Origin of the sequence: Neobacillus niacini, assembly GCF_000759675.1 — a bacterium.
GTDB lineage: Bacteria > Bacillota > Bacilli > Bacillales > Cytobacillaceae > Neobacillus > Neobacillus niacini_A.
Genome location: NZ_BAWM01000020.1, coordinates 178,312 through 195,207 on the forward strand (window position 1 = coordinate 178,312; position 16,896 = coordinate 195,207).

The 16,896-nt window shown below is 37.3% G+C and carries 13 protein-coding genes and 1 pseudogene; 1 reads left to right on the plus strand and 13 read right to left on the minus strand.

Annotated elements, in window-relative coordinates:
• Positions 1–137 precede the first annotated feature (137 nt).
• Positions 138–304, plus strand: a pseudogene (locus tag TR08_RS31900) (IS3 family transposase); the annotation flags it as partial.
• 215 nt (positions 305–519) lie between these two features.
• On the opposite strand, the gene TR08_RS10875 reads toward TR08_RS31900, so the two are convergent.
• The 13 genes from TR08_RS10875 to TR08_RS10935 all read right to left on the minus strand — a co-directional run bounded on the left by TR08_RS10875 (position 520) and on the right by TR08_RS10935 (position 16,881).
• Entirely contained in the window at positions 520–1,713 is a 1,194-nt protein-coding gene (locus tag TR08_RS10875; protein ID WP_045518191.1) for a PDZ domain-containing protein, read from the minus strand.
• A 273-nt stretch (positions 1,714–1,986) separates the two neighbouring features.
• Positions 1,987–3,441: a S41 family peptidase gene (locus TR08_RS10880; protein ID WP_045518193.1), complete on the minus strand. Its 1,455-nt coding sequence runs from the start codon at positions 3,439–3,441 to the stop codon at positions 1,987–1,989.
• A 182-nt stretch (positions 3,442–3,623) separates the two neighbouring features.
• Positions 3,624–4,925, minus strand: a complete 1,302-nt coding sequence (locus TR08_RS10885) for a murein hydrolase activator EnvC family protein (protein ID WP_045518195.1) — start codon at positions 4,923–4,925, stop codon at positions 3,624–3,626.
• 100 nt (positions 4,926–5,025) lie between these two features.
• Positions 5,026–5,919, minus strand: a complete 894-nt coding sequence (gene ftsX / locus TR08_RS10890) for a permease-like cell division protein FtsX (RefSeq protein WP_045518197.1) — start codon at positions 5,917–5,919, stop codon at positions 5,026–5,028.
• Positions 5,909–6,595, minus strand: a complete 687-nt coding sequence (gene ftsE / locus TR08_RS10895; protein WP_045518199.1) for a cell division ATP-binding protein FtsE — start codon at positions 6,593–6,595, stop codon at positions 5,909–5,911. Before ftsE ends, ftsX begins: the two co-directional genes overlap by 11 nt.
• A 294-nt stretch (positions 6,596–6,889) precedes the next feature.
• Positions 6,890–7,213, minus strand: a complete 324-nt coding sequence (gene cccB / locus TR08_RS10900) for a cytochrome c551 (protein WP_045518201.1) — start codon at positions 7,211–7,213, stop codon at positions 6,890–6,892.
• 51 nt (positions 7,214–7,264) lie between these two features.
• On the minus strand, positions 7,265–8,128 hold the full coding sequence (locus TR08_RS10905; RefSeq protein WP_045518203.1) for a YitT family protein: 864 nt from the start codon (positions 8,126–8,128) through the stop codon (positions 7,265–7,267).
• 380 nt (positions 8,129–8,508) lie between these two features.
• Positions 8,509–9,610, minus strand: a protein-coding gene (gene prfB, locus TR08_RS10910) for a peptide chain release factor 2 (protein WP_152597390.1) whose coding sequence is annotated in 2 segments (ribosomal slippage) — positions 8,509–9,537 and positions 9,539–9,610 — 1,101 coding nt in all. Because the reading frame shifts where the segments join, the coding sequence is not laid out codon by codon here.
• A 430-nt stretch (positions 9,611–10,040) separates the two neighbouring features.
• Positions 10,041–11,924, minus strand: coding sequence for a cytochrome c3 family protein (locus TR08_RS10915; RefSeq protein WP_045518206.1), 1,884 nt, complete (start codon positions 11,922–11,924; stop codon positions 10,041–10,043).
• A 254-nt stretch (positions 11,925–12,178) separates the two neighbouring features.
• Complete coding sequence (locus TR08_RS10920; protein WP_045518208.1) at positions 12,179–13,909, minus strand: cytochrome c3 family protein; 1,731 nt, start codon at positions 13,907–13,909, stop codon at positions 12,179–12,181.
• A 104-nt stretch (positions 13,910–14,013) separates the two neighbouring features.
• Positions 14,014–14,982 carry a 6-bladed beta-propeller gene (locus TR08_RS10925; RefSeq protein WP_045518210.1) on the minus strand — a complete coding sequence of 323 codons (969 nt, stop codon included), beginning with the start codon at positions 14,980–14,982 and terminating at the stop codon, positions 14,014–14,016.
• Positions 14,983–15,003: 21 nt separating this feature from the next.
• Complete coding sequence (locus tag TR08_RS10930; RefSeq protein ID WP_045518212.1) at positions 15,004–15,687, minus strand: tetratricopeptide repeat protein; 684 nt, start codon at positions 15,685–15,687, stop codon at positions 15,004–15,006.
• Between the two features lie 30 nt (positions 15,688–15,717).
• The gene (locus TR08_RS10935; RefSeq protein ID WP_045518214.1) at positions 15,718–16,881 is read right to left on the minus strand and encodes a NapC/NirT family cytochrome c; all 1,164 of its coding nucleotides are present in this window, start codon (positions 16,879–16,881) and stop codon (positions 15,718–15,720) included.
• Positions 16,882–16,896: the final 15 nt, after the last annotated feature.

Here is a 16,896-nt window from a genome sequence, read left to right on the forward strand (position 1 = left end):
TTCCAGCAATGCATATTCCACTTCAAAAATTTTAATAACATTCTTCTCTCTTAAATGCTGATTAAGATTTGAATCCACTGTGAAACGGCAATTTACTTTTCCAGTTTTTCCATTAATTCATTTTTTTCTTTAAGATTTTCTTTGGCATCATGAAGTCGGATCTCCTATATCTAAAGGAATTCAAAAGCGTAGAGCACTTTAACTAGAACTAGAGAAATATATAAAATACTATTATTACAAGCTAATCAAGGCAAAATTAAAAGGCATGAGTCCGGTACAACCGAACTCATGCCCTACAAGGTAATGACAATTTGCATTGTTATTAAAGCAAATGATATCTACTCAAACTTTTGCGATACGTTTTAAAAAACGAGAGACAAGTGAGTCTCCCGCATCACATAATAGTTTATTCAAGTAAATTAATAAACCATTCCGTCAATTTTTGAATTAATTCACTGATTTATGATTTTTGATTTCGTTAAATTATGATTGTATTCCTGAGAATAATGAAAAATTACATTATCCTATTCTTTCATCATATTTTTTCTGGTCCTGTACAAAAAGAATACCTAACTCGTAATGATCGCCTTCATACAAGGCTCGTTGAACGAAACGGATCTCACCATTAATATCAAATACCTCGAGCTTACAATGGGCTCGATTTTTTTGTAACGCTTCATAAAAAACTTGTTCATCGCGAATAGTAACACCATTTACTTTTGAAATTAATTCTCCTACCTGAAGTCCCATTTTATCTGCAGGTGATTCTGGTATAATCCCTATAATCATTATGCCGTTATTTTTCTTGGAGAAGTAAAACGGTAAACTATCATCCTTCAACCGTTGCATTAAGGAAATGATTTCACGACCGATAATGGCCAAGGCTGCAGCTCCAATAGAGATAAGCGGATACCAATAACCGAATACAGACAAAATCAGTGTCAAGATTCCAAGTGTTAGTACTCTACGACCTTGCAGCTGAATGGATTGTTTTGGCAGCATGCCTTGGATTTGCTGGTTAAAACCGACTGCAAATGGAACAAGAATGAGAGAGTAGGATTCTGCTCCCACGTGAAAGACAGGCCACCACTCGAATGGCAAGGTCAGAACATCCCCAGGGATTAGCAGAAATATGGGAAGCATCCAGAGTCGTTTCAATTCATGAACACCAACACTTTGCCCTCGCCTGCTTTTTACCAGCTTGGGAGAGGAACCTTTACTTGCATTTTTACTAATAAGAATTCCTTCCGAAATTAATAAGAGTGCCAATAGGATTACCACAGAAGGATAGACTTTTTCATCAATAGCGTGAAATGCTTCTTTATAAAGCGGAATGTTCCAGTCATATTCAGCGATTAATATAATTCCAAAAAATGCTGCACCCACCGTGTAGACTGGCGACATTAACCGAATATTTGTTGTTAAACTCCATAATAACGTAAAGACAACGATTAGAAGGATGGCTGCAAATGGAACGGCTAGACCAGCCGTAACCGTGACAATGGATAGCACTAGACCCAAAATCAATCCTAATGGAACCGACTGTCGTAGTTCAAAAAAAGCATCAAATGTCCTTGTATGGAAATTTTTCCGCTCCCGTTTTACTCTTGAAACTCCAAGAATCCCAGAAAGGAAAATGAGATAGTAAAATACAGGATGAAGAAAGAGTCTTCCTGTTCCTTTTAACAGCTCAAAAAGCCATAATTGCACCAATTCCTGCCACCTGCCTCTATCATAAATTCTACTATTCTAACTCTATTGATTATTTTACCAAACTGGAAGAATAAAACCTATTGCTAGTTTCTTGAAAAAATAAAAAAATGTCGAATTATAAGGAGAAAATGATGTTCGTTTATAAGATCCTACATTGAAACGTGTTAATTCTTTCGACATCAACAATATTTCCATGGAAATTCTCGACATATTCAACTAAATTCTAATAAATTTGTCGCAAACAAAAACAGAGGCAAAAGCCTCTGTTTTTGTTTATTTTGTAATTAGCCTCAAAGCAGTTTGCAGCTGGATGTCGTTTTTCTCCTTTTTCATTTCTTTTATGGCTTCTTCTTCTAGCTTTGCAGCGGTTTTTGTGTCAATTTTTCCACTTGGTTCTAGGTTGTTGCTCTTTTGGAAGGCTTTAACAGCGGTGCTTGTTTCTGTACTAAAATAACCATCTGTTCGACCAGGAGCAAATCCTAACCCGGCTAATATTTCCTGTGCATTTTTAACCTGCTCATTGTTCATATCCTCTTTAAGAGGTTCCTCAACTTGAAGCGGATGTGTATCAAAGATGGCAGGCTGATTAACTTCTACATCGGGTTTAATACCTTTTTTGTGAATCCAGTTTCCATCTGGTGTCAACCATTTAAATAGTGTTAGCTTAATATTGCTGCCATCTCCCATAGGGACTGCCTGTTGTACCGTTCCCTTACCAAAAGTCGTTTCTCCGACCAACTGATAATCAGCAGCTTCTTTTAAGGCTCCTGCTAAAATCTCTGAAGCTGATGCACTGCCTTTGTTAATTAAGACAGCTACTGGGTATTCCTTTTTCTCGGTAAGATTGGAGAAGTGCTGTTCCTTTTTCCCATTTCGTTGCTCAATTTGAATAAATGGTTTTTCTTTCGTAACAAATTCTTTTAAGATATCCTCAACACTTACGAGCAATCCACCAGGGTTACCACGGACATCTATGATTAAGCCCTCAATATCTTTCTTCTCTAAAGAACTAAGCTCTTTTTTAAAATCAGCAGCGGTTTCTTGAGAAAAAGATGTAATTTCAATATAACCAATCCCTTTTCCATCTTGTTTTTTCACAGAAGCATGAATGGTCTCAAGTGGAATTTCATCACGAGTAACTTCAATGGAGAGAGGTTCCTTTAAGCCCTTTCGTTCGATTTCCAACGTTACTTTTGTTCCCTTTTTCCCACGTATTTTTAGGGTCGCTTTATTGAGGTCAAGTCCCTCAACACTTGTTCCATCTACTTTTAAAATCTCATCATTCGGCTTTAACCCTGCTTTTTCAGCTGGGGAATTTTTAAATGGAGAAATAATAACAATTTTCCCATCAACCATACCAACTTCTGCCCCAATACCTTCAAATGATGATTCTAAAGCCTGACTGAATTGCTGAGCCGTTTCCTTATTCATATAAACAGAATAGGGATCATCTAACACCGTAAGCATTCCTTGAATAGCACCCTCTACTAGAGTCTCTCTATCTACCTTTTCAACATATCGGCTCAGGATTAGTTCATAGGCCTGATTAACTTTTGCAAGATCCTCCGTATCTGGTTGATCTGTAACGACTGTTTCCTTTTTCGTTAATGTTTGTTCAAGGGCTGTGTTTCCATCTGTTTGTCCATACCATTGCAGTCCTGCATATGTGCCCCCCGCTCCAGTAAGAAGCGAACCAACCACCATTAGGGCAATCCATTTACTTTTCATCCTGTTCCCCCTCATGTGCAGCATCAATTGACTGTCCTTAATTATAGAAAAAAGTGCCACTTTCCCGCTCGATTATTAACTATTATGTAAGGAATGGACGAGTTATGCCTGAAATGTGGAGGTGCTCATTTACCGATTTTTATCAAAAAAAGGAAGAAGCATGGCTTCTCCCTTTTCTGTATTTATGGCATTGGTACAATTCCAACTGGATTGATTGCGTTACTTTTGCTTGAATTCCATTCGCCTCTATGAAGTTCGAAATGCAAATGTTTACCATAAGACTGACCCGTATTGCCCATAATTCCAATTTGCTGGCCTTTTTTTACAACTGCTCCGGAGCTGACAAATCGCGTTTCCATATGAGCAGAAACCGTAGTATATGTCTGCCCATTTATAGAATGAGCAATAAATACGACGTTGCCATAGCTGCTAGAATAGTAGGATTGAATCACGACTCCATCAGCAGCGGCCCAAATCGGAACACCTGGAGCAGCATTAGCGATATCAACCCCAAAATGCATACCATCTTCTCGACCTGCAAAACCTGATGAAATTCTTCCATTCGCTGGCAATGTGAATGCGCCACCTGTGACAGGTGCAGTTGGGGTACTTCCACCTCCGCCATTACCGCCTCCGCCACTACTGGATCCATTGTTATTGTTATTGTTATTGGCAGCAGCGGCTGCAGCGGCTGCAGCTGCTTCTGCTGCTTGACGTTCTTGTTCAAGTGCAATTGCTTTTTGGAGAGCTGCAGATTGGGCAGCAAGTAATTGCGCTTCTTCCTGCAGCTCCATTTTATGCTCATGAATCTCTTCTTCCTGCTGTTCTAGAGAAGCTAATAACTGATCTTTTTCAACTCTCTGCGCATTCAATTGCTGATTCATTTTTTCTAAGTCAGCAAGCATCGTTTGTACGCTTGCAAGCTCCTGTTCAACTTTGGCTTGATTTTCCTCCAGACTCTTTTTATCAGCCTCGTGCTGCTGTAAAATATCTTGGTCTGCTTGCATGATCGTTGCCACAGCACTTGCACGGTCAATAAAATCACTAAAGTTTTTTGAACCCATTAATACATCAATATAGCTGACCATTCCACCTGTTTCTTGATAATTTCGGGCACGGTCCTTCAAAAGCTCATTTCTCTTTTCAATTCGCTCTTTGGTAACTTTTATTTCTTCCTGGAGTCTAGCAATTTCTGCTTTTGTTTCTTCCAGTTTTGCTGTTTTTTCACTTATTTTTTTATGAGTATCATCAATCGCAATGTCAAGGCGTTTCATGTGTTCCTTCACATCAGACTGTTGTTCTTTTAAACTATTAATCTTCTGATCTGCGTCATTTATAGTAGATGATATTTCAGACTTTTCTTTTTCAATTTGATTTTGCTGACCCTTTAAACTTGAAATGGAAGCTGCTTCAACAATTCCCCCAAAAATACTGCTTATTCCAACTGTTGCAGCAACCGCTAATGTTACTATTGTTTTGTTCAAAGCCCGATTGCTCCTTCCCTTTTCTATTTATGTACGGAAATCTTTATCTGCCCAACAACAATAATCAGGAAGGACATTTTTACTGCCCTTCCTGAAAAAATTAAACCTTCAAGAACTTTCTTACGGACATTACACTTCCCCAAACGCCGATTAATGCTCCCATTAAAATTAGCAATCCAGAAACCTGATAAATAAACGGATCGTATGGAAGAATCTGAATGAAGTTCCCCACTAACTTGGGTGCTAGATAATCATAAGCGTTATAGTAAGCAATTGCTATTAAGATAATCGGCAGTATGGCACCAAGGATGCCAAGCCATAATCCTTCTAAAAAGAAAGGCCACCTAATAAAGTTATTCGTTGCTCCTACTAGCCTCATAATCTTAATTTCTCTTCGCCTTGCAATAATCGTAATTTTAATCGTATTAGAAATTAGGAAGATCGCAGTAAAGAATAATCCCGCGATTAATACAATCCCTACGTTACGGCTTGCTTCTATAAAGTTAAATAATTTTTCAACTGTACCCTTACCGTACACAGCCTTTGTGACATATTCTAGCTTACCAATATCCTTCGCTGCTTTCATTGTATCCTGCGGATTTTTCGTTTTTACGATAAATACATCGTTTAGTGGATTGTCTTGTTCAAAAAGTTTAAATGCTTGTCCATCCTCACCCATGCTTTTAATTAATTCTTCAAGCTCTTGCTCCTTGGATGAAAATTTCACACTTTGTACTTCTGATATCTTTTCAATCTCACCTTTTAACTTTTGCTGATCCTCTTCATTCGCAGCAACATCGATGTGAACGCGAATTTGTACGTCCTCTTCTATGGTTTGAGCTACTTTATTGAGATTCATCATAATAACGAAAAAGACACCAACTAAGATGAGCGTTACCGTTACAGCACTTACAGAAGCAAACGTCATCCAGCCATTTCTGCCAATACTCTTAAAGCTTTCGCGCGCATGACGGCCAAGAGTTCTAATTTTCATAACCGTAATCACCTCTTTGTTCATCACGTGCTATTTTACCAGACTCAATCGCAATTACACGATGTTTAATGGTGTTGACGATTTCCCTATTATGGGTTGCCATTACAATGGTAGTACCCCTGTTATTAATCTCTTCAAAGATATTCATAATTTCCCATGAAGTTTCTGGATCCAGGTTACCTGTAGGCTCGTCTGCTATAACAACCTTTGGTGAGTTAACAATCGAACGGGCAATCGAAACACGCTGCTGCTCCCCTCCGGATAACTCTGTTGGAAGCATTTTTGCTTTATGCTTAAGGTTAACGAGGTCAAGTACTTCCATTACACGCTTCTTGATAAACTTCGGCTGCGCTTCAATAACTTCAAGCGCAAAGGCTACATTCTCATAAACAGTTTTCATTGGTAATAGCTTAAAGTCTTGAAAGACTACACCAAGGTTCCGTCGGAAAATAGGTACCTTCGTATTTTTTAGTTTAGCTAGGTTAACGCCATTCATTGTAATCGTACCTGAGGTTGGGACTTCCTCACGATACATCATTTTAATGAACGTTGATTTCCCAGCACCACTTGGACCAACTACATAGACAAATTCACCTTGGTTAATCCGTACATCTATTCCATTTATCGCTGTAACCCCGTTCGGGTACTTTTTAAACACATCTTGTAATTCTATCATTTTAGATCACCTTTATAAGTTAGTTTCGATCAATAAGATTCGACAACAACCTTTTATTTTCTTGCACAAAAACAAAATCCTAGACAAAAAACGGCAGGATTTCGCATAAATTCATTATAACACTCAACTGAGGTAAAAAAAGCGATAAAAATATTACAGTTTCTTTTCAAAACCTACATAAATTGTTATTTACATCCTATATTTTTCGACAAAATTTAACAATATCTTAATAAAGTAGCATAGATTCACAAAAATAAAAAACGTTCTGCACAAATCACAGAACGTTTACATAAATTACTTTTTAGTTGAAAGCCAATCTGCAACCTTGTCAAGGTCATCGCCTTCGATAAGACCCGCTGGCATTCCGCCATCTGTACCATCCTTGATGATGCCGGCAATTTCATCTTTTGATTTGTTTGCTCCAACTGCTGTTAGGTCAGGTCCCATACCACCCTTTAAGTCACCGCCGTGACAGCTTGAGCACTTTTGTGAGTAAATCTTTTCAGCATCCCCAGCTGCTGCTGTGTCACCTCCACCCTCGTCATCGCCGCCGCCGCAGGCAGCAAGTCCCATAACAAGAGCAGTTCCCAATAACATTTTTAGTAGCTTTTTCTTCATTGCTACTCCCCCTTCAGAAAAAATTTCCATACAAGGAATAGTATAGCAATATTACACCCTTTTGAAACCTTCTCCCAACACTTCAGAAGCGTCCATAACTACGACAAATGCAGTTGGGTCAAGGGATTTAACCAATTGTTTCAATTTTGTGAACTCCCTCTGATCTACCACACACATTAGGACAGGGCGCTCATTATCCGTAAATCCACCATATGCAGATAGTTTAGTTACACCTCGGTCAATTTTATTCAGTATTCCCGCACGTACTTCCTCTTGCTTACTCGTAATAATCATTGCTGTTTTTGACCTGCCAAAACCAACCTGAACTAGATCGATCGTTTTACTTGTTACATATAAGGCAATCAATGCGTATAATCCTCGTTCAATATCGAAGACAAGAGCTGCAGAAATGACGATGAGTCCATCAATTAGGACAACGCTTGTGCCGAGGGTTAGCCCTGTGTACTTTGTAATAATTTGTGCTGCCAAATCCGTACCGCCCGTTGAACCATTTCCTCTGAATACGATTCCTAATCCGAGTCCTACTGCTATTCCGCCGAACAACGCTCCAAGCAAGGCATCATTTGTCCAGGGGTCAATGTTCTTTGTTAAAAAAACAACAAAGGGTAAAAATATTGTTCCGACAAGTGTTTTAACTCCAAATTGTTTTCCTAAAAAAATAACTCCTGCAATGAACAATGGTATGTTAAAAGCCCATTGTACATATGCCGGCTCCCATCCGAACACGCTTAATAATATGGTACTAATACCGCTGACGCCTCCCGAAGCAATTTGATTCGGGAGGAGAAATACATTAAAGGCCATCGCGATAATAGCTGATCCGACTAAAACGTTTATGTATTCTAATGCACTTTCAAATTCAGGTGCAGACCGATTATTTCTTCTTTTATTCATAGTGCGATTCCCCTCTATATTGCCATTTTACTATAATTTTTCACCTTAACCGAGGTGAGTATAGCATGGCAATAATTTGCTGTAAATGGCATTGAGATAAAGCATTAAAGGGCTAAATTTTTAATAGTATTTACAATAAAATAAAAAAAACTCGTCATATTCTTGAGACCACTAACTGCATTGATATGCTTTCTCTTATGTTTTCTAATACTTTAGTCCAAATATCCAAGAAATTTAAATCTTTCACGGTTAGAATAGTCAAATTAATACCCCTTTCTTTCCATTTTATAGGTTAATTATAGGAGTTTATTTTTTAAAGACAAATTAGCAAAAATAAAAGAAATGACGAGAGCAAATTCGCACTCGTCATTTCTTTTTTATTATGAAATTCTTGAACGCAGGTAAGCGTCGATAAATTGATCTATTTCTCCGTCCATAACGGCCTGAACGTTTCCACTTTCTGCACTCGTCCGATGATCCTTCACCATTGAATAAGGGTGGAATACATAGGAACGAATTTGGCTTCCCCAGCCGATTTCCTTTTGTTCACCGCGAATTTCCAGCAGTTCTTTTTCCTGCTGTTCAATTTCGCGTTGATACAGCTTAGCTTTAAGCATTTTCATGGCTGCCTCACGGTTTTTAATTTGTGACCGCTCATTCTGACACGTAACAACAACCCCAGTTGGCATGTGGGTAATCCTTACGGCTGAATCGGTGGTATTGATATGCTGTCCACCGGCACCGCTGGCACGATACGTATCTATTTTTAGATCCTCGGTACGGATTTCGATTTCAATTTCATCATTAAATTCAGGCATGACTTCACACGATACAAAGGAAGTATGACGACGACCTGAGGCATCAAACGGGGAAATCCTCACCAATCGATGTACACCTTTTTCCGCCTTTAAATAACCGTAAGCGTTATGACCTCTTATCGCCAGGGTCACACTTTTAATCCCCGCTTCATCACCAGGAAGATAATCAAGTGTTTCTACCTTAAAACCCTTTTTCTCAGCCCAGCGTGTATACATACGTAGTAGCATTGAGCCCCAATCCTGTGACTCGGTTCCGCCAGCACCTGGGTGCAGCTCTAAAATCGCATTATGTTTATCATATTCTTCACTCAAAAGCAGCTGAAGCTCAAATTCATTTAATCTCGAGGTCAGTCCTGTCAACTCTTCTTCAAGCTCAGCCTGTAATTCCTCGTCACTTTCTTCCTTTACAAGCTCGTAGCTTACTTCAAGATTCTCAAATGTCTCGTACAAGTCACGAAACTCATTTACCTGATCCTTTAACGCATTTGCTTCACTAATGACGGTTTGGGCCGCCTGCTGATCATTCCAAAAATCAGGATGAAGCATTTGATCATCTAGCTCAGCTATGCGTGCTTCCTTATTTTCAAGGTCAAAGAGACCCCCTAAAGTCCGCTAATTTCTTAGCTGTTTTTTCAAGTTCATTTCGAATTTCTGCTAATTCCATTTTCTTCACCTCTATAAAAATTACGGTCAGTTTCTAGCTTATGTTGCAGCCGTTCGTTTGTTCCTTATTCATTATAGCCTGATAAGAGGGGAAATTTCAAAAATGATTTCATAGTGACTACTTCAAGGTCCATTGCGCATGATTATTTTTGATAAACTAGATTATCACCATATTATTTGGAATAGATATTTTTCCACTGTGGATAACACTTCGAATCCACAGACAAGTTGAAAAATCAATCTAGATAAATATGTGGATAAGTCAAGATATCTACATAATATTAAAAATAATCATAAAATTTATCCACATATCAACATATTAACAGTACTTATTAACATTATTGAAAGATTTCTAAACAAAAAACGAGAAGACGAATCCTCTCGTTTTATCTGGATTTAAAATTATTGAGCATTCACAACTATCTTCAGAATTATTTTGGTAATTTCCCAGGTGAATGAGCAGCTTCGATAAATGTCTTCGATTCTCCACCATGACAAGTAGAACACCTTACATCTTTATCTTCTATTGATCGGTGACCAATTATGTCCCCATCACCATTTATTTCTTTATATTCCGCTGCTCTTCCATAAATTTCAATTGATTTATTATGACACTTCAGACAAAAATCGCGCTCTTCTGATGGTATCCAGTCACCTTCAGATTTATTAAAGGTATCTTCAGTTTTTATATTACCGAATTGTTCTCTCAGCAATTTAATATTGTTAGACCCATGTGTATCATGACACTCTGCACAAGGGATAGGACCATTTAATTTACTTCCGTCAACATTTGTTTGTTTGCCCTCTGGAATTGTAAAATAATGTCCAGAGTTTGTTTGTAAGTAATATTTTTCTATATTTTTATTTTTATCTGTGTTATGACACCGTAGACAAAGGGAATAATCATTTATCGTTTGAAAGTTTGGATCGTTAATTTTAGTCGATATTGCACCTTCTGTTGTTATGGACTTATTATATGAAAAAACCTCATGAACAACATCAGGGTACTTACTTCGGTCATAAATTGCGTCATCCTCATGGCATGTTATACAGGATGTTTCTAAACTATCTACAGTTAGAGTTTCCAGTCCTTTTTCTGGATGTGCTTCCTTATGCTTATAAACATAATGGTCTTTTAGTAGATTTTGATTTTCTTTTGACCAACCTGAATGGGGATTGTGACATGATGTACATGAATCAGCGTTTTTTAATTCATTTACTTCTGATTCAGAGTATTCAACAGGATTATTATGATTATACTTTTTGTCTATTTGATCAATGATCGGTGCATTCATTGTACCATCATGGCAAGCCATGCAATAATTTGAAGAAGGATCAGCTTGTAGTTCCTCCTTAAATCTATCCTGATAATAAACTCCTACTAAAGAATTTGAAGAACCTCCATGTGAACTATGACAGGCAGCACACATATTTGTTTTCGCTATATAATGACCGTGGGGATTATCATTATCCTTCATATCACTTCGAGTTGTAAATTTATAGCTTTTTGCATACAAAAGGTTATTTGCATCGTCCACAAGTAATGAATCGATGTAAACTACGTATGTTGTGTTTAATTTCCAATCTAGCGAATTACTGTCAGGTGTAAAAAGAATTTCATACTTATACAGTCCAGCTTGGTTTCCAAGGTCGTTAATTTCTGCAGTCCCACTTATCTGCTTAGCTCCTACCATCACATTAATAGGGTTATAAGGATTAGTGGTTGCTTCAATTTTATTTACAAGTTGAATCATTGGCTCATCATCAGCGACAGTAATTTTAATCTTTGCTTCTAGTGGCACTCTTGTAAAATCTTCTCCTACAAGTATGGTGTTATCAGGAAGGAGTATCCCAGTTTCTGTTATAAATGGTCTTGTTTTGTTTATAATAATCGTAACACTTTGCTTAGCTGACATTGTCTCATCAGCTGGTGGAATTTCTTTAATTTCAATGGATAGGTCATGGATTCCTTCTGATAAGGTGGTTGAAAACGTCCACGTTTTATCTGTACCATTTTCGTCTATGTTCCATTCCGTTACATTTGTCGTAGAGTCTGAGATTTTGACTTCTTTGTCGTATGCTGTAAAAAGAAGCCCTTCCTTTTGAACATTGTCATCCGTATATGTTCCAGAAATGACTACCTCTGTTGTGTTAAGTAATACATTAGAGGTAGGGGATCCTATTGATATAGTAGGTTTATCTCCAATAGCCGAAAATACATTAGTAGACGGAAAAGAAAAGATCGAGGCACCTACTATAAGTATGATCAAGAAACTATATAAGATTTGCTGATATATCAAGACATTTTTTTTCATTAGTTTTCAACTCATTTTCTGTTAATTTATGTTTAGTTATTATGCTTAAGTTATTTTCTATAGGGATTATATGTATATTATAGCAGTGAATACCGAGAAAAATTTGGGCGAAAATGAAGAGATTTTTTGACAGATTTGTGACTATGTGGAATAATAAAAACAAGGTAACAATATAACTATTGCTACCTTGTTTATTAAAATATAAATCATTTTTCTTTTAAGCTAACAAGTAGTGGCGCTATTTGTTGGCTTTTTTATTGTTTCACACCTGGTTGTAATGGGCTGTAATTACTCCACGTAGTGTCATCACTTGCGATTGATCCATCATGACATCCGAAACATACAGCCATACCAGTGTAACGTTTTAATGCAGATGATGGGTTTGGATCTTTTAAGTAATCTAATGCTGCTGTTTGATTTCCTTCGTATAAACCACCAGTTGCTGTTAATTCAGCAAGTCCTCTATCTAAAGAGTCTTTCATAATTGTAGCATCTGTACCGTGTGCATAGTGACAGCGTACGCAAGTAAGTCTGTCAGTATCTGTTTGGTGACGGTGAGCTGACGTAAATACACCAGTATCAGCATTAGCATAAGTTGCCGATAGGTAGTCAGTATGACAAGATGCACAGAATTTGCTCATTTGAACACCACTGTCTTTTACATAAGTTGGTGCAGCACTGTCAAAATAATCATAGTTGTTTGTAACCTTATCAACAGCTGCTCCAATTAAGAATGTAGCTTTATCAATGCTTGCAGCCGTTGTGTCAAGAGGTTTACTATAAGCAAAACCATCTTTCCAAACAATTAAAAATTCTGCAGTTGCAGGTTTAGCAACACCAGCTACTTTTAATTCTGTCATAACAGCAGGTCTGCCACCATCCGAACGAATCCATAATGAAGAGTCTGCGATATATTTCTTAGCTTTATAGTCCCATTTGTAAGTGGAAATAACTGTAGAATCAGCAGGAACTGCTGCTTTTGTAAAGAATACGTTTGCAGCAACTGCTGCTGCATCTACTGTTTTTCTTACAAGGATGTAATCTCCCTCGTTTGTAGCAGGAATTGTATCGTAAATACTTCTATCTGTAAACTTCATACCACCATTTGTTCCTTTAGTAGGATCAATAACGTTCTCAGTTTTAATCCAACCAGCAGGGTCAGTTTTTAATAAACGAGCGCTATCAGATCCGTGTGGATTGTGACAGCTAGCACAAGTAAACTCTTCAGCCCATTTGCCAGTATCAGTATGATTTCCACCAGGTGCAGCTTTAACGTCAACAGTTCCGTCTGCTAAGTGAACAGACATGTTTCCAGCATGGCTTCCACCAAATGTACCAGATTTTGCTGATGGGGCTTCAAAAACTCCATTTGCTCCCATTGTACCATCATGACAGGCAGCACAAGTGCTGTATGTGCCATCTCTGAATAATAGGTAGTGATCTTCACCAGTATGTGTTTGATGACAGCTTGCACAAGAGTTGGTGTTGTTTTGATAAGATCCGTGCATTTTTTGCCCAGATCTTTTTTTGCTTAATCCTTCAAAACCCGTTTCGTTAGCGTTGACCAAATTAGTACTATGGTCAACACCTGAAGTGTCAATAATTCCATTGTTACTATCTGCTACAAGTAAATCAGAACTTGCAACAACAAGAGTTGGATTAGCTTTATTAACTAGTTCAACTGTGTATCTTGCTCCTACTGTTAAAGCTGAAGTAGTATAGGTAAATGTTTGAGGATCTCCGTCAACTGCAGTTGTAAAGTCTTGTGGTGTCCCAACTTCAGCTTTACCAGCATCTCTTACTGTTACTGTAAAAACTGTACCAGCTTTATCAGTAGATAGTGCTTTAAATGTTACTGTATAAGTGTTGTCTGCATTTTGAGTAGCCGCAAAATTAAATGGACTTTTCGCAAAAGCAGCCGTACTTAGCATTCCCACTAATAATAGAGCTAGTATCAGCGAGAAGCCTAGTTTTGTCTTACTCATTTCTAAAAACCTCCCTGTTTTCTCTCTCTTTTTCTCTCTCTAAAACAATCTTTCTACAAAATTATTACGTTTTGAGCATCACCTCCTTTAAGAATTGAGTAGTCTTAAAAGTAAACGGCAACTCTTTGGTTAAATGTATCTGTAATATATAGCTGACTCTTTTCATCTATAAATAGGCCATTGGGGAGGAAAAATTGATTATTTTCTGAGCCTAGTCCACCAAATTGATAGACTTGTTCTCCCTTATTATCAAACCCATAAACAAAGTGAGTCATATTATCTATCATATAGAGTGTTCCTTTTGAATCCACAGCTAACCCTCTTGGATTAACAAACTTTGATTCACCTTTTGCATCCTTGTTTCCATTAATAATTCGTGTGAATTTCCCTTTTTTATCATAAACTACAACCCTAAGATTACCTGAATCTGATACATATATATTTTCATCGTTATCAATGGTAATAGCGTTGGGAGCATTAAACACATCTTCTTTGCTAGAGGCGGAAGAAATTTCAAGTAATTTCTTACCGTCCAGGTTAAATACGATGACTTTTTTACTTTCGATATCTGTAACATATAGTTTGTTATCAAAAATTCTTAATCCAGCTGGACTTGTAATTGCTGGAGTAGTACTATCTTTTTCCTCGAAATATTTAATAAACTTTCCTTTTTTCGAGAAAATAGAAATCTTTCCATTATATAAATCTGCTACATAAACATTTCCATCCTTGTCACCTGTAATACCATAAGGGAACTTAAATTCCCCTTCACCCTCCCCCTCTTTACCAAACTTAAATATCGGGGTACCACTGGTATCAAAGACCTGGACTTGCTTATTGTTAGTATCAGTTACATAAACATATTCTCCAATTTTCGAGACATCCATCGGTTTATCCAACGGAGATTTGAAATCTCCCTGTATAAAGTAACTAAAATTAGGCTCACCGCCTTTAACATTATTAGCAGCTTTATCAACTTCTTGACCTAGATTTAAGAAATAGATTGCAGCAAACAAGACAACGCTCAATCCAACAATTGTGCCCATCCATATATAAGCGGTTCTTCTTTTCAATGAGTTCAACTCCTTTACATTCTAGTTTTTATCTTTGGATGTTAATCTATCTAGTGCGTTCAAGGCTGGTTTAAAAAGAGGATCATACGCAAGTGCTTCTTTATAAATTGCTTCAGCTTCTTCGTTCTTTCCTTGATCTTCTGCTACTAGTCCGATTTCATAAATGGTATCTGTATTTCCTACGTTTAAACGGTCTGCTTCTGCTAATGCTTCATTTGCTTCTTTATACATTTTTAATTTCCGATAACTTTTTCCCTTCATAAGGTGTCCTTTGTAATCCTTTGGTGAGATTTCGGTTGCCTTAATCGCATTTTGCAATGCATCATCTATTCGGTCCTGCCTATCATAAACAATGCTTAAATTTAAATATGCGTCAAAATAATTCTTATCAAGAGATTTTGCAGTTTTAAATTGTTTGATCGCCTCATCGTAGTCCTTATCTAGAAAATAAGCATAGCCAAGTTGGACCCTGCTTTCTGGGTCATTGGGATTCTTTTTTACTTCTCCTTTATAAAACTTAAGTTGTTCATCAATTTGTTTTGAATCAGTATTATCCCAAAGGAATCTATCACTGATGAAATATCCTGCTACCAAACATATTACTAGTGTTCCTACTAATAACAATGATGATTGCCACCATGTAAACTGATCATTTTTTACTTTTTTTTCAGGCTCTTGGGTTTCAAGTTGTACCTTTACTTGCATACGAACCCTCCTACTCTACTTAAATGCACTTTAATCTTCTTTATGGCAAGATTGACATTTCTGTTCGTTGTGACATAGATAACATGTCTCTGAAACTTTTACACCCTCTGCAACATTTATCGGATGAGTCTTTCTCCAATCTTTATTTTCATGGCTACTTGGATGACAACTATTGCAGGTAATATTTGAAATCTCATTTTGTCCATTTTTTTGTAGGTCATGACAGGTTAAACAAGCTTCTTCAATTTTGTTTGCAACCTTGCCATGTTTTTTAACAAACCCTTTTTCATGACTCTTTGGACGCTGAGTGTGGCAATCTTTACAGAAAGTATTTTCTTTTGCATAGTCTTTGCTACTAACCTGTTTACTTTGGATTTTTTGATCTCTTAAATATTGAGTATAAGCAGGCTGGTCATTAAATAATGTAATCTCTTTTGTAGACATATACTTATGACAATCATTACACTCTTGAACATCATCTTTAGCCAACGAGCCATGTGATGTAAGCTTAAAATCCCCTTTTGTATGACTCTTAGGGTACATACTTGTCGTATGACATGCGCTACACTCGGTTGTTACATTTCTAGCTTTATGACAATCCATACATTCTTCCATTTTCGGACTCGTGAATTTTTTTTCACTCATCATAGATTGACCAAGTGAAGTATCCCATTTATCATAGTCAGACTTGAATGTTACTTTACGTTCTGCAATTTTTCCGTGTGCAACCCCACTATGGCATTGAATACACTCTACATCTTTCTCCATATGTTTATCATGAGGAATGATGAGATCTCCTGAAGGGGTAACTTCACGCAATTTCATATTATGGCATTTTTCGCATGCTTCATCTGGAATTTCCTTAGGCATCTGAATGGGTGCCGTATATGTTTGTGTTGTTTTCTTATAAACTTGCAAAAGTCCATTTGCTTTTGCTTTAGTGTATTCTTCCGCTCCTGACCCGATATGACAGTTGACACAATCCACTTCACTATGTGTGGACGCCTTCCATGTATAAAACTCAGGCTTCATCTCATGGCAGGAGGAGCAGAACTCCGAACTTGAAGTTGTTTCTACTCCTACTAGTCCCAATGAGAAGAAAATAACGATGAAAAACAGTGCTACTGTTAAATATTTATATAATCTATAGCGATTCCTGGGAGGGCGGGTCTTTTCTATATGTTCTTCTTCCATTCTTTTTCCCTCCTG

Bases quoted from the DNA above. Each gene is read 5' to 3' on its own strand.
- TR08_RS10930 (WP_045518212.1), bottom strand. From the start codon at position 15,687: ATGCAAGTAAAGGTACAACTTGAAACCCAAGAGCCTGAAAAAAAAGTA.
- cccB (WP_045518201.1), bottom strand. From the start codon at position 7,213: ATGAAGAAAAAGCTACTAAAAATGTTATTGGGAACTGCTCTTGTTATG.
- TR08_RS10905 (WP_045518203.1), bottom strand. From the start codon at position 8,128: ATGAATAAAAGAAGAAATAATCGGTCTGCACCTGAATTTGAAAGTGCA.
- TR08_RS10935 (WP_045518214.1), bottom strand. From the start codon at position 16,881: ATGGAAGAAGAACATATAGAAAAGACCCGCCCTCCCAGGAATCGCTAT.
- ftsE (WP_045518199.1), bottom strand. From the start codon at position 6,595: ATGATAGAATTACAAGATGTGTTTAAAAAGTACCCGAACGGGGTTACA.
- TR08_RS10915 (WP_045518206.1), bottom strand. From the start codon at position 11,924: ATGAAAAAAAATGTCTTGATATATCAGCAAATCTTATATAGTTTCTTG.
- ftsX (WP_045518197.1), bottom strand. From the start codon at position 5,919: ATGAAAATTAGAACTCTTGGCCGTCATGCGCGCGAAAGCTTTAAGAGT.
- TR08_RS10880 (WP_045518193.1), bottom strand. From the start codon at position 3,441: ATGAAAAGTAAATGGATTGCCCTAATGGTGGTTGGTTCGCTTCTTACT.
- TR08_RS10920 (WP_045518208.1), bottom strand. From the start codon at position 13,909: ATGAGTAAGACAAAACTAGGCTTCTCGCTGATACTAGCTCTATTATTA.